We start from the raw sequence: 13,129 nt of genomic DNA on the forward strand, positions 1-13,129 counted from the left end.
ACCAGTACTAATTTATTTTTATGAATGTCTTAATAATATTGGAAACATCATCTAATCCATAAAAATAAAGGACCGAACAAGACAAAAGAACCACATCATCTCATAAATCGTCTACTTACGGTGGGCGCTGTCAGATTATCAATCGATATTGGTCATTGTGTAGGAGGAAATGTGTACCTTTGCATCTCGATCAGAAAATTCACTATGTATTCAAGAGATATTTACACCTCCATCATCAAGCTGGGCATCCCCATTGTCATAGGCCAGATAGGCACCATTATCCTCACATTTGCCGACACCATCATGATTGGGCACCACTCCACGCCCGAACTGGCAGCTGCAGCTTTCGTGGGGCAGATATTCATGCTTGGTATTCTTGTGGCCATGGGATTTGCATACGGACTCACCCCACTGGTGGGCAACAGCTACGGGCGCGAGGAAACAGGACGAATCGGTGCATTAGTGCGCAACGGACTTGCTGCCAACACGATGCTGGCCCTGTTGTTGGTTGCAGTTTACAGCGTGCTCTATTTTTTTATAGACAGACTTGGGCAGCCCGAAGAGCTTTTGCCCTACATGCGACCTTATTATATTGTAAACCTCGTGTCAATCCCATTTGTATGCTGGTTTAATGTATTCAAGCAGACGGCCGACGGCTCCACCGATACCAAGACGCCGATGTGGATACTGCTTTCGGGCAATCTGGTGAACATTCTGGCCAACTGGGTTCTCATCTATGGTAAACTGGGCATGCCCGAACTCGGCATTCTGGGTGCCGGTTTGGCCACACTCCTCTCGCGCATCCTCATGACAGTAACCATTGCCTGTGTGTTCTTCCGGAGCAAGCATTACAAGCCCTTTGCCCAGTCGTTCTGGCAAAGCAAGGTGACGCGAGCCGACCAGTTGCTGCTCAATCGCATGGGATGGCCGCTGGGAATGCAGATGGGTATGGAATCGGGAGCCTGGTCGCTTTGCAGCATCATCGTCGGATGGATTGGTGCCACTGCGCTGGCAGGGCATCAGGTGATGCTCTCCATCAGCCAGTTATTTTTCCAAATCTACTATGCCCTGTCGGCAGCAGTAGCCATCAGGATAAGCCTTTTCCATGGTCAGCGCGAGTTTAGCAAGATTACTCCCACGGCGTGGGCGGGCTTCCACTTGTGCTGCATTGTGGCCATGCTGGTGGCCGTGCCCGTGTGGGCTTTCCGTCAAGACATCGGTTGGCTCTTTGCCGATTCAGAAGAGATATCAACCATTGTGGCCGGAGCTATCTTGCCATTGATTATCTACCAGCTTCCCGATGGCCTGCAATGTGTGTTCTCCAACTCGCTGCGCGGTCTGTCGAACGTCAAGCCGCTGATGCTTGTGGCATTCATCGCCTATTTTGTAGTGTCCATACCACTGAGCTATATCTTCGGCATCACGATGAATGGCGGGTTGGTTGGCGTATGGTTTGCCTTCCCAATAGGACTGTCGGTTTCCGGAACGCTCTACTATTATTTCTTCCGCCGAACACTGTCGCGGTTAGCCTGATCAAACAGAACACCAACTTCATAAACAGACTTCCCCTAAGTCCTAAAAAGCATCCACCGCGCGCTGCAGTGGATGCTTTTATGTTGTAACAAGGAGGAAAACCCTTTGCTGTTACCTTTCTACTTACTTCCTGATAAACTTCTTGCCGTTTTTAATAACAAGTCCCTTGTAACCAGCTCCTACTCGCTGTCCGGAAACATTGTAGACAGGAGCATTATCGCTCTCGACAGCTCCTACGGCATCAATACCTGTGGCAACAGGAGCAGTAATAGGCTGAACTTGGTAGTTGCCCTTGAACATCGTCACTATTCCAACAATATCTACACTCTGAGCCTCAGCAGGTTCGTATCCAGCAAGATGGAATCCGTTGAACAGCTGAACCTTATCGCTTCCAGATACTATATAGTAGTTGGTCCATTTACCTGATACCTCTGAAATAATATTCACATTCGAAAGCTTGACAAGATCCGAAAGGTTGTTGCTAACCTCCGTAAGAGCGATAGTCTTAGGCTCTACCGTACCGTCAACAGCGGTATAACCGTCAGCATTGGTCTCGGTAGCCTTCATAGCCTCTGCCGTTTCACCGTAAGCACCACGCTTTAAGGTAACCGTACCATTGAGCTTCTGTCCGGCCTTCAGGTCCAATCCTGTATTAAAGAACATCAATGCACCCGTAGCATCACGCACGAAAGTCTGCGTGTTGCCTTTGTTGCTTGTCCAGGAATACAACACCTCCGCATCTTTCAATGTCAGCTTTGCCACCGTTCCATTAGCCAAAGCTGTAAAGGTTTTGATATTTGCAACCTCTCCCTTAGGAGTAGGAGTTGGTTCTTCGCCTCCGCTCTCACTGCCACTTGTATATACAGTAATCTTTGAGAACTGTGTATTCCTTGTAACTGTAAGAACAATATCTTTAGCATCACCCGTCCATGTTACCTCGGTGGAAGTACCCTCAATAAAGTCTGTCAAAGTACCATTATCAACTGTTGCAGACCATTTTGCACTTGAAGCTCTGCTGTTGAGCGAGAAAACAATCTTTGTGATGTTTTTTCCCTTGGAGGAAATTTTCATATCGCCACCATACATACGCAACACGCAGTACCTTGTTTGCCAAAGACGATTTGGCGTCCTACCTGTAGATGGAGACACTGTAATGGTAATGTCACCAACAGTAGCCGAAACGGGAGTTGTGATATCTCCAGCTTGAGATTCACCGGATGACCTTTCTGATATTCCAAACAATTCAGTGGCTCCCTGCCCGCCATTCGCATCAAAATCGAATGTTGTCCCCTGTCCATAGCTCAAGCCGAAAAGCATGGTGAAGGATAAAAGTAATGTTGAGCGTAAAATTCTGTTCATAAGTAATGAATTTAAAAGTTAAACATATGTGTTACATTGCAAATGTATGAAAGTTGCCGGAATAATGCAATAGTATTGGTATGAAAAAACGATGAATATTAATATATTTCTTTCAACATGTAATAAAAGCCAGAGTAGGAACGTTATCATCGTATAACTTACACATTTCATGACTGCCTATGAAGTATTTTACCCACGAAGAACCGAACCCCACGGAGACCACGCTGAATATTATTCGTCAGATAGCCCACACCTACCGCACCATCAAGGGTGGAAGTCAGCCCATACCATGCTGCATGAACTGACAGTTGTAAATCCTTAACTTCCCATAATTCTATGAAGACAATGATTTCGCCTTCGCTGTTGGCGTCAGACTTTGCCAATCTGAAAGATGAGGTTGACATGATCAACCGCAGTGAGGCCGACTGGCTCCACTGTGATGTGATGGATGGCAGTTTTGTGCCCAACATCTCCTTTGGATTCCCGGTGATGAGAGCCGTGCAGAAGATTTGTACCAAACCTCTCGATGTGCATTACATGATCGTGAATCCGGAGCGATACATCGTGCAGACAGCCAAGGTTGGTGCAGCAGTGATGAGCGTACACTATGAGGCCTGTGTTCACCTGAACCGTACCATTCACGAGATTCAGGAGGAAGGCATGATGGCCGGCGTGGTACTCAATCCATCGACACCCGTTGGCATGCTCGAGGATGTTATCGAAGACGCCGACCTCGTGCTGATCATGAGCGTGAACCCAGGCTTTGGCGGCCAGAAGTTCATCGAAAACACCATCGGGCGTGTTCGCCGGCTTCGCCGCATGATTGAGGAAAGTGGCTCACACGCACTGATAGAAGTCGATGGCGGCGTCAACGGCACCACGGCACCACGGCTCATCCAAGCCGGAGCAGACGTCTTGGTGAGCGGCAGCTACGTGTTCGGCGCAGCAGACCCCATCCAAACCATACACGATCTGAAAAACATGAGCACATCCCAACGAGCTTAAACCTCCCTCCCAACGAGGGATGACCATGGATTTGGAAGCCATGCAACAATGCGACAACGGCAAAACTATCCGTTAAAAAAACACAAAACATGGCCTGCTTATTCTCTATTCTCACCCAAAGGTCATACCTTTGCACACGCTTTAGAGCTTCAGGGGTGGTTACCAGAGTGGCCAAATGGGGCAGACTGTAAATCTGCTGGCTCTTGCCTACGGTGGTTCGAATCCATCACCACCCACATTGATTATGATCGAAACAAGCCATTATTGTCGAATCCGACAGTAATGGCTTGTTTCGTTTATCTCCTTTCCCATACCCTGGCTCACCCACATTGCAGGTGCATGCGCCAGGAAGAACCGATCAATTAAAGAAATTCCAGCTCAGTCCCATCCTGAACACCCGGCCGTTGAGCGGATGATGAGGTACCAGAAAATAGTTCTTCTTGCCAGTTCCGGCGTTCACATGACTCATCATCACAAAAAAACGCGTGTGCTTCAAATGAAAATTGGCATAGACATTAACCACGGGATAATTGCCAACTGACACCTTCTCATCGTTGCCCTGCACAGCATACTGTCCGATGGCCGGCACATATTCGGATGCGTTGTATTTGGTAAAGTAGCGCACATCCCCACCAAGGTCACACTTGAGCACCTTGGCCACCTTGAATCGCAGATAGAGATTACTGTAAACGTTAAGCATGGGCAACGGCAAAGCCTTGTCACTGCTCGATTTTTGGAATGTCACAACACTCTCCCAATTGACCGGTCCGAAACTGAAGTCCTGCGAAAGTTCTGCCGTCAACAAACTGATAGGATCGCCATGTTGCTTCACCGCAACCACATTGTAGAGTCGTCCTGACTCGCCGGGAGTATATCCCAAGGAAAAATAGGTATGGTTCTTGATAATATCGTAGCCCACGCGCAGGCGTGTGCGGGTTTTCTGATAGTTGAGCAAGCCCTGCACCCGAATGTGGTCGATGAACGAAAGGTCGGCGTTGTCCCACCAGAAATGCCGACTTTGATAGTGCCGATAATAGAATCCAGGCTTCATGTGATGATAAAATCCGGATGCGGCCAGCGTCAGGGTATCCTTGAACAAGGGGAAGTTGAGGTCTACACTGCCATCAACCTGTATATCTCCGGCATTAGCGCCAAGCACATAAAAGTCTCCCACGGCACTATAGTGAAGGGTTCGTCCTTGGGTTTTAGAGATTTGTCCGCCTACGAACACGTCATTTTCGGTCCACGCCCGGTCGGTTTCGGCATCAGGCAGAGTATAATGGCGCATCTCATGCGAAGCAAAAACCTTGAGTCCTGCCTTTGCCCACTTGTTAAAACCCTCGAGCAACGAGATGGCCAACGTGTTGCGCAAAGACCAGTGGTTGGTCTTGTCATAGATGGAGTCGTTCGCGAATTTCTCGGCCACCGTGAAGTGGTCGAGGTAAAAGTTCTCAGGCGTTTCGTAGGCTTGGTATATGCGTTTGTAGTTATTGAAGTCAAGTGTATGGATAAAGCTCGTCACGGGCACATATTCGTTTTTCAGCCAAGACGTGTCTTCAGCTGCCGTCCCGGTTGCCGCCGCCAGACTATCGCCCATGGCCTTGCTGTCCACAGTGATGCGCCCGGCGCGTGCCAGCGAGTCGGCCGCAGTGCTGTCGGCACGGTTTTCGGGTTTATCGATCACCTTGGCATCATCAGGCCGACCGACATAGGTTGTCTCTTCTTCGTCTATCTCGCGTCCCTCCTTACGCGCTTTTTTCTTAGCTTTTTCTCGAGCTGCCTCTTTTTGAGAGGCAATGGCAAATTTCCTCGCCTCGATTTCGGCCTTGGTCATAGGTACCTTGCGGTTGTAACCCACATTGTACCGATGTGTGAGAAACACGTGCTGATTGTCGTTTCTGTTCCAGTTTTTTGACAACATCATCGGTATTTCCGATGTCTGAAAGTCCTCATTGAACGACTCGGGATGTGTGATGTAGTTATCGTTGGTGATTCCTCCATTTTCAGCCACTTTCTGGTGGTTGGTTGTGGCCAGCAGATGAGCCTCATAGCGGTCGCCGAGGTAAGAACCGTACATCGTATAGTTGAAGTGCGAGGTCGACTGATTGCTGTAGTATCCTCGCCCATAAATATAGTCGAACTTAAAGCCCACACCCAACTTCTTGCCCGCATTCACCCCAAACTTGGCCGTGAAGTGGTCTTCACCGTTCGTGCGGTTTCCGCAGTTGTTGTAACTGAGGTTGGTAAACGGAGAGAGGGTGTTGGTGAAATGAAAATCGGATACGGGCATGATGAAAAAGTCGTAGGGATTGGTAAAGATAAACTCCCCCTGCTCGTCTCGGTCAAGAAAGATGCGAGCCTGCCGTGGCGCACCAAGGTTTCCGGTGGTATTGTATTCACCTCGCAGGCCCGTGGTGAAGATAGTGTTCATATACATGTGCGACAGCGTGTCCGGTTCGACCATTCGGCGGTCGCCAAATCGCGAATCGATTGTCCACACATAGATGCCCTTCGGAATCTCCTTGTCGGTGCCGAGCGAGTCGCCTTGTTTGCGGCGCTGTTCGGGCGACATGATGTTTCCGTTTTCGTCTATCTGGTTATAGCCATTTTCCTCCACGCCCATTTGTGCGAAGATGGACAGGGAAACAAACCAGAACAGAAAGCCAAGTGTGTATTTTTTCATTTAATGCAGAAATCGCAGGGCCGTCTCAACGATCTTGAATACCATTGCCACCAAGATGACTATCGTGCCTGCCGTTTGGTCAGCAAAGAAGTAGAGCAACACGCCAGCCACCGCCCCTATCATGAATACGAGGTTGAGCCAGTTGCGAAGCCTGAGGAAGTTTTTTCTTGGAGCCTCGTCGTCGCCGCGCCGGCGTCGATTGAGTTGCAGATTGTCATTGTCCATGAACGTATGCGTAAAATGATTTTTGAAAAGTTATGTGAATGAACCTTGAGTATAATGAGTCGTAACCCTTATTTCTAACATGCCATGCCGTGGTGTTCATTTACAGAATTCACCTTTGCCATGAATCGGGAACCGCGTGCCACTTAATATTCAACGCCTAAGGCACGGCACACCCTACCGAAGATGTTGTCCTTGCGGTCGATGGTCTTACGGCGAAACTTACCACTGTACTTCAAGAGTTTGGTCTGCTTCTTGTTCAGAGCCTCCTTGTCGGTAATCCAGTCTTCGGCTTTCACGTCAAGTCCACCCTGCACATCCGTGCGGTCGCGCTCATATTGATAACTGATGCGCTCCATCGTCAGCACGAGATGGTTGTCGGTAGCCCTGGCAATGAGAGTGTAGTTGAACACGGTGCGGTCGAGAGAGAGAAACGAGTTCCGAAACACCAACCATTCCTTCATGCGAGCAGCAATGGTGTGCTCACTCTTGTTGACCACGGCAATCTTACTTTGCGGAAACTGATTGTCTTCCTTCGTTATGGCGCTGATCACGCCATACACTTTCTGGTAGATATCAGCAGCTGTCATGCCTGGCACGGCCTTGTCAAGCGTGAACACCACCTTGCCATCCACCTCTGGCACAGCACCGACCATGTATTTGGCGTTTTCTTTTTTCTTCGTGTCGAAAACTGCTTTTTTCTGCTTAAGCTGGCTCTGCTGGGCTTCCTCCTGAGGAATCTCCCATGTATTCTGAGCCATTCCTGCCAAGGGAAGACAGGCAAGGAGTAGTACAATTATTTTTTTCATCACTATTAAATCATACATTTATAGGAGACAAAATTAATAAATAATGTTGTATAACAGGTGAGAAACTTTTTTTTTAACGTTTATTGGTGTCCTGCGAACGCTCGCAGCATCACCCATCATGGAGATATCCCGCAAAAAACAGAAGGGATTTAAAACGCGATTCTCCGTAAAACCATCATCTGGTAAACCAGATTACAGGTTCTTTTTCACTTTTGCAAAATTTAGTAGAGAAGCGAAGCTGCGCCGCATCTTCAGGCATCATGTAAAATATAATTACCATTTTTCGGATGGCTGTTCTCGGAGCATCCAGAGAAAAAGACGCCATGTTGGCCGGATAAAATCAGGGCGAACGGACTAAAAAATTTAAATGGAATGGCGGTTAGAGCCTTTTGGCGGTGCGATCTGACCGTAGTGGGCACACGTCAGAGGCTTAGTCGCATGGCGATCTATGCCTAACCGTCACGCCGATCGATATGTAATCGCAAGCGATGAAATAGGCCTAATGAGAGCGACACCGCTAAACGGCTGTAAATGAGCAGCCTGCAAAACGTGGCATATTTCGCCTATTTCAAACCAAAGACATTTGATTTTTAAATAAGCGAAATACAGAAGGGTATTTGTCAAGAAAAATAGCGCGCCCAATCAGAAGCGGCAACTATCTGGCTTATTTCAGCTCCAGCTGTGCCTGAAGCCGTAGGATTTCATCGCGATACTGTGCCGCCTGAATGAAATCGAGCGCCTTGGCAGCCTGTTCCATGAGTTGTTTGGTGTTCGCTATGCTCTTTTCGAGTTCGGGTCTTGTCATGCGAAGCACAATCGGATCAGCCGCAAAGGCAGCGCTGTCGGGCTCCAGATAGACTCGTTGCTTGCCCATGTCGCCCGCCGACTTGTACTCCTCGCCCCGGGCATTGGGCAGCGTGCCCTTGATATCCTTCACAATTTGGCGTGGAGTGATGCCGTTGTCGGCATTATATTTCATCTGGATGGAGCGACGGCGAGCCGTCTCGTCAATGGTGCGTTGCATGCTCTCGGTTATGGTGTCTGCATACATGATCACCTTCCCATTCACGTTTCTTGCAGCGCGGCCGGCGGTCTGGGTCAGACTCCGGTGACTGCGCAGGAAACCCTCCTTATCAGCATCGAGGATGGCCACGAGCGACACCTCGGGCAAGTCCAATCCCTCGCGCAGCAGATTGACACCTACCAGCACATCATAGAGTCCGGCACGCAGGTCGTTCATGATCTGCACACGGTCGAGCGTGGCCACATCGCTGTGAATATAATTAGCCCGAACGTCGTTGTTCAAAAGGTATTCGGTCAGCTCCTCAGCCATGCGCTTGGTCAAAGTTGTCACCAGAATGCGCTCATCGCGCTCACAACGGATTTGGATTTCGTGGAGCAGGTCATCAATCTGATTCTCTGAAGGCCTGACAACAATTTCGGGATCGAGTAGTCCGGTGGGGCGAATGAGTTGTTCCACCACCACGCCCTCAGCCTCCTGCAATTCATAGTTGGCCGGCGTGGCCGACACGTAGATCACCTGTTTGGCCATTTCATGAAATTCCTCAAAGCGCAGGGGACGGTTATCGAAAGCGGCCGGAAGACGGAATCCATACTCCACGAGATTTCTCTTGCGGGCGCGATCACCACCATACATCGCACTGATCTGTGGCACGCTGACATGGCTCTCGTCGATGACAATGAGAAAGTCGTCGGGAAAGAAATCAAGCAGGCAATAAGGACGCTGCCCCGGCTGGCGTCCGTCGAAATAGCGAGAGTAGTTCTCAATGCCCGAACAGTGACCCAGTTCCTTGATCATCTCCAAGTCGTACTCCACACGCTCCTTGATGCGTTGCGCCTTGATATCGTCACCCGCCTCCTTGAAAAATTCAATTTGGTCGACCAGATCATCCTGAATATTACGTATGGCGATCTCGGTTTGATCCTTACTCGTGACAAACAGGTTGGCCGGATAAATCTGGTATTCTGCGAAACTCTGTAGCGATCGCATGGTGACGGGATCGGCTTCCTCAATGGAATCTATTTCGTCGTCCCACCATGTGACACGCAATATATGGTCGCTGTAGGCCATGGCAATGTTCACCGTGTCGCCCTTCACGGAAAAGAAACCGCGCTGCAGATCTACATCGTTGCGGGTGTAGAGGGCGTTGACGAGACGACGGAGGAACTCGTTTCGGTCGAGGCGTTGGCCGCGCTTGATGCTGATAATGCTTTGCTGCATGCCCACAGGACCACCCATGCCATAGATACACGACACCGACGAAACCACGATCACATCTTTCCGCCCCGACAGCAGGTCGCTTACGGCTCTGAGACGCAACTTGTCTATCTCGTCGTTGATGGAGAGATCCTTCTCGATGTAGAGGTCTGTAGTGGGCAAATAGGCCTCCGGCTGGTAATAGTCGTAGTAGGACACATAATAATCCACGGCGTTGTCAGGAAAGAATCCCTTCATTTCCTCGTAGAGTTGGGCCGCCAACGTCTTGTTGTGACTGAGGACCAGTGTGGGTTTACCCACATTGGCAATGACATTGGCCACAGTAAACGTCTTACCCGAACCCGTAACGCCCAACAGTACCTGTGCCGGATCGCCGTGGAGCACACCTTCGGTGAGCCGTGCAATGGCTTGCGGCTGGTCGCCCGTAGGTTCGTATTGCGATGTCAGTTTAAATTCCATATATGCAAAATTACTAAAATCCATTCGCAAAGTCAGCTTTTTTGCTAAAAATAACTATCGCTTCTTTGTGAATCAGAGAATTATGTGTATTTTTGCAAGTCAAAAGATTGAATATGAAGAAATTGGTTTTGATTGCCCTCTCCACGGCCTTGCTTTTCGGCAGTTGTGCCAAGGAGTTCAATCAAGTATACAAGTCTCCCGACTACCGTTATAAGTACGAGTATGCCAAGGAATGCTTTGCCAATGGCAAATATACCCGCGCCGCTACCCTGCTTCAGGAACTCATCATTCAGCAGAAGGGAACCACCGAGGCACAAGAGAGCCTGTACATGTTGGCCATGTCAGAATTTTGCAACCGAAATTACGAAACGGCAGCCGAGACATTCAAGCAATATGTGAAGTCGTATCCACGTGGATTGTATTCAGAAATGGCCTCATATTATGTAGGTGAAAGCCTGTATATGAGCACGCCCGAACCCCGGCTGGATCAAAGCAGCACGGTTCAGGCCATATCTTCCTACCAGGAGTATCTCGACCTTTATCCCGGTGCCAAACTCAAAGACCAGGCTCAACAACGGCTTTTTGAATTGCAGGACAAGCTGGTGGAGAAGGAATTGTACTCCGCTCAGTTATATTATGACCTCGGAGCATATTTCGGCAACTGCTCCAGCGGCGGCAACAACTACGAGGCCTGCATCGTAACGGCCCAGAATGCACTGAAAGACTACCCCTATTCATCACGTCGGGAAGACTTTGCCGTGCTCATTATGAAAAGCAAATACGAACTTGCACAGCAAAGCGTGGAGTCAAAAAAAATAGAGCGATACCAGGATGCGGAGGACGAATGCTACGGCTTCATCAACGAATATCCTGACTCCAAAGAGCGGAAGAACGCAGAAAGCTATATCAAACAGTGCAAGAAATTTACAGCCAATGCCGTTGACTAAGTCCGCACGGGCACCCCTGTTTGATAACGAACATTTGCAAATACTAAATTTATAATATAGACATGGATTACAAAAAGTCAAAAGCTCCAGTAAACACGGTGACGCGAAACATCATGGAACTGTGTGAACAAACCGGAAATATCTATGAGAGTGTGGTAATTATTGGCAAGCGCGCTAATCAGATTGCAATTGAAATCAAGCAGGATCTGAACAAGAAACTTGCTGAATTTGCCTCGTATAACGACTCTCTCGAAGAGGTTTTTGAAAACCGTGAGCAGATTGAAATCAGCCGTTATTACGAAAAATTGCCAAAACCAACCATGCTCGCCACACAAGAATACATCGAGGGAAATGTCTATTTCAGAGATGCTTCCAAGGATTAAGACGGAGGAACGACACACATGATTCAGCGTAAGCAAACTATTTTTTTATTATTGGCAGTGTCGGCACTCATTGTTTGTCTCTGCCTGCCCATCGGAAGGATTGAACCCAAGGGCATGGAGATGCCAACCATCTGGTACAACTTAGGGTTATTCACCGATGGTGCCGTTCATACCCAACCCGTACCTTTCGTGGACTTGGTGATAGCCGGCACGCTATCCTTCATCGCCATATTCCTGTATAAGAAGCGCATGCTTCAGGCCAGACTGTGCACCGCGAGCATGATTCTCTGCCTGGCATGGTATGCCTACTATGCCTTTTGCGCGCTCAACGAGTTCCAGACGGGTGACACATTCCATGTGGCCTTTGCTGCTTGCTTGCCATTTGTCGCCTTCGTTTTGCTCATCTTGGCACGCAGGGGCATCATTGCCGACGAGAAACTGGTGAGATCTATGGATAGAATAAGGTAGGTCAGCCACTGGTTCTGACCCAATATATGAGTAAGACAAGCCCCGGAAAGTAAACCATTTACCTTTCCGGGGCTTGTCGTTATCTATCTTTTTAATCGTTCTTCAAAGTCTTATTTCCTCTGAATTTTCAGAAAATGATAGTCAGTTAGTTTACAAGCCGAACTTGTTCTTTGCATTTTTTGCCGCATCAGATGCTGCTGCCTTCGTGTTATTGACAGCATCTGTCATTTCCTTTTTGGCACTCTTCGCAGCATCGTTTGCAGTTTCCTTCGTGTCAGTAAGAGCTTCGCTCATCGTCTCCTTGGCAGCCGCAGGAGCATTCTTCAATGCCTCAGCAGCAGCTTCTGCAGTTGCACCGGCCTGGGCACCCTTCTGAAACGTCTCCGAGGCCATGCTTATCGCTTCATCAGAAACGGCAGCCTTTGCTTCGTCAAGAGTAGTATTGGCAGACACTGGGAGGGCTTCAATATTGGAATACAACTTGGAAATTGCTGGGATTTCGGTAGCCAAGTTCTTGATTTCTCCTGCATATTCTTCTACAAGATTCTTCGCAAGCATGCCATATCTCTTCAATTCATCCAGCTGACCGGAGTTTGCCAAAGTCTTGTACATAGCCGTGAGATTAGCCAAAGCTTTCGTAACGCTCTCAGCATCATTGCTCTTCAATGCGTTAGTAAGCTGAGTGCTCAATGCATCGAAACCTAACTTAAGGTCGGGAGCAAGCTCTGTAGTATCCACCAAGGGTTCAGCAGTTTCTGTTTTGGTTTTCGACTTACTTCCGCAACCTACAAACACGAGTGCTGCGATGGCAGCAATAATAAATAATAATTTCTTCATATTCTCTGATTTATGTTACTATTAATTTGAAAATTTAATGGTAAACTTAAAGCCACATCGGCGTTCTTTTGTCAAAGATAATGAAAAAAAAGACACAGTAGTCTTGTTATTTATGAGTTTTAACGTATAAAATGTTAAAGGCAAAAGTATCTACAGGCGGAATGAGAATGACAAAAGTGGTGAAT

Annotated in this window: 12 protein-coding genes and 1 tRNA gene; 7 read left to right on the forward strand and 6 right to left on the reverse strand. The window is 48.4% G+C overall.

The annotated features are described in order from the left end of the window. Positions 1-204: 204 nt before the first annotated feature. Positions 205-1,533 (forward strand): MATE family efflux transporter, encoded by a 1,329-nt coding sequence (locus tag HMPREF0645_RS07330; protein ID WP_007174305.1) that lies wholly within the window; start codon positions 205-207, stop codon positions 1,531-1,533. Positions 1,534-1,656: 123 nt separating this feature from the next. Here HMPREF0645_RS07330 and HMPREF0645_RS07335 read toward each other — a convergent pair whose 3' ends face one another. Next, positions 1,657-2,892 carry a hypothetical protein gene (locus HMPREF0645_RS07335; protein ID WP_156777863.1) on the reverse strand — a complete coding sequence of 412 codons (1,236 nt, stop codon included), beginning with the start codon at positions 2,890-2,892 and terminating at the stop codon, positions 1,657-1,659. A 179-nt stretch (positions 2,893-3,071) separates the two neighbouring features. Between HMPREF0645_RS07335 and HMPREF0645_RS14325 the strand changes: the two genes are divergently transcribed. From HMPREF0645_RS14325 to HMPREF0645_RS07345, 3 genes are all read left to right on the forward strand, one after another. Next, on the forward strand, positions 3,072-3,197 hold the full coding sequence (locus HMPREF0645_RS14325; protein WP_007174307.1) for a hypothetical protein: 126 nt from the start codon (positions 3,072-3,074) through the stop codon (positions 3,195-3,197). A gap of 31 nt (positions 3,198-3,228) precedes the next feature. Then, positions 3,229-3,897: a ribulose-phosphate 3-epimerase gene (gene rpe / locus HMPREF0645_RS07340; protein WP_007174308.1), complete on the forward strand. Its 669-nt coding sequence runs from the start codon at positions 3,229-3,231 to the stop codon at positions 3,895-3,897. A 153-nt stretch (positions 3,898-4,050) separates the two neighbouring features. Then, positions 4,051-4,133: transfer RNA gene (locus HMPREF0645_RS07345), tRNA-Tyr, on the forward strand. Between the two features lie 122 nt (positions 4,134-4,255). Here HMPREF0645_RS07345 and HMPREF0645_RS07350 read toward each other — a convergent pair. From HMPREF0645_RS07350 to uvrB, 4 genes are all read right to left on the reverse strand, one after another. Beyond that, complete coding sequence (locus tag HMPREF0645_RS07350; protein WP_007174309.1) at positions 4,256-6,580, reverse strand: putative porin; 2,325 nt, start codon at positions 6,578-6,580, stop codon at positions 4,256-4,258. Beyond that, positions 6,581-6,805, reverse strand: a complete 225-nt coding sequence (locus tag HMPREF0645_RS07355; protein WP_007174310.1) for a hypothetical protein — start codon at positions 6,803-6,805, stop codon at positions 6,581-6,583. Between the two features lie 143 nt (positions 6,806-6,948). Next, complete coding sequence (locus tag HMPREF0645_RS07360; protein ID WP_044123368.1) at positions 6,949-7,611, reverse strand: DUF4468 domain-containing protein; 663 nt, start codon at positions 7,609-7,611, stop codon at positions 6,949-6,951. 664 nt (positions 7,612-8,275) lie between these two features. Continuing rightward, entirely contained in the window at positions 8,276-10,309 is a 2,034-nt protein-coding gene (gene uvrB / locus HMPREF0645_RS07365; protein ID WP_044123369.1) for an excinuclease ABC subunit UvrB, read from the reverse strand. A gap of 113 nt (positions 10,310-10,422) precedes the next feature. Between uvrB and HMPREF0645_RS07370 the strand changes: the two genes are divergently transcribed. The 3 genes from HMPREF0645_RS07370 to HMPREF0645_RS07380 all read left to right on the forward strand — a co-directional run bounded on the left by HMPREF0645_RS07370 (position 10,423) and on the right by HMPREF0645_RS07380 (position 12,107). After that, positions 10,423-11,256, forward strand: a complete 834-nt coding sequence (locus tag HMPREF0645_RS07370; protein ID WP_007174313.1) for an outer membrane protein assembly factor BamD — start codon at positions 10,423-10,425, stop codon at positions 11,254-11,256. A 62-nt stretch (positions 11,257-11,318) separates the two neighbouring features. Continuing rightward, positions 11,319-11,639 carry a DNA-directed RNA polymerase subunit omega gene (locus HMPREF0645_RS07375; RefSeq protein WP_007174314.1) on the forward strand — a complete coding sequence of 107 codons (321 nt, stop codon included), beginning with the start codon at positions 11,319-11,321 and terminating at the stop codon, positions 11,637-11,639. Positions 11,640-11,657: 18 nt separating this feature from the next. Further along, on the forward strand, positions 11,658-12,107 hold the full coding sequence (locus HMPREF0645_RS07380; RefSeq protein ID WP_007174315.1) for a DUF4293 domain-containing protein: 450 nt from the start codon (positions 11,658-11,660) through the stop codon (positions 12,105-12,107). Between the two features lie 150 nt (positions 12,108-12,257). Here HMPREF0645_RS07380 and HMPREF0645_RS07385 read toward each other — a convergent pair whose 3' ends face one another. Next, on the reverse strand, positions 12,258-12,944 hold the full coding sequence (locus tag HMPREF0645_RS07385) for a hypothetical protein (RefSeq protein WP_007174316.1): 687 nt from the start codon (positions 12,942-12,944) through the stop codon (positions 12,258-12,260). Between the last annotated feature and the right edge of the window lie 185 nt (positions 12,945-13,129).

It is taken from the genome of Hallella bergensis DSM 17361, from assembly GCF_000160535.1.
Lineage (GTDB): Bacteria > Bacteroidota > Bacteroidia > Bacteroidales > Bacteroidaceae > Prevotella > Prevotella bergensis.

Coding starts and splice junctions, on each gene's coding strand:
- HMPREF0645_RS07335 (WP_156777863.1), bottom strand. CDS start 2,892: ATGAACAGAATTTTACGCTCAACATTACTTTTATCCTTCACCATGCTT.
- HMPREF0645_RS07350 (WP_007174309.1), bottom strand. CDS start 6,580: ATGAAAAAATACACACTTGGCTTTCTGTTCTGGTTTGTTTCCCTGTCC.
- HMPREF0645_RS07380 (WP_007174315.1), top strand. CDS start 11,658: ATGATTCAGCGTAAGCAAACTATTTTTTTATTATTGGCAGTGTCGGCA.
- HMPREF0645_RS07360 (WP_044123368.1), bottom strand. CDS start 7,611: ATGAAAAAAATAATTGTACTACTCCTTGCCTGTCTTCCCTTGGCAGGA.
- uvrB (WP_044123369.1), bottom strand. CDS start 10,309: ATGGAATTTAAACTGACATCGCAATACGAACCTACGGGCGACCAGCCG.
- HMPREF0645_RS14325 (WP_007174307.1), top strand. CDS start 3,072: ATGAAGTATTTTACCCACGAAGAACCGAACCCCACGGAGACCACGCTG.
- HMPREF0645_RS07330 (WP_007174305.1), top strand. CDS start 205: ATGTATTCAAGAGATATTTACACCTCCATCATCAAGCTGGGCATCCCC.
- HMPREF0645_RS07355 (WP_007174310.1), bottom strand. CDS start 6,805: ATGGACAATGACAATCTGCAACTCAATCGACGCCGGCGCGGCGACGAC.
- rpe (WP_007174308.1), top strand. CDS start 3,229: ATGAAGACAATGATTTCGCCTTCGCTGTTGGCGTCAGACTTTGCCAAT.
- HMPREF0645_RS07375 (WP_007174314.1), top strand. CDS start 11,319: ATGGATTACAAAAAGTCAAAAGCTCCAGTAAACACGGTGACGCGAAAC.
- HMPREF0645_RS07370 (WP_007174313.1), top strand. CDS start 10,423: ATGAAGAAATTGGTTTTGATTGCCCTCTCCACGGCCTTGCTTTTCGGC.
- HMPREF0645_RS07385 (WP_007174316.1), bottom strand. CDS start 12,944: ATGAAGAAATTATTATTTATTATTGCTGCCATCGCAGCACTCGTGTTT.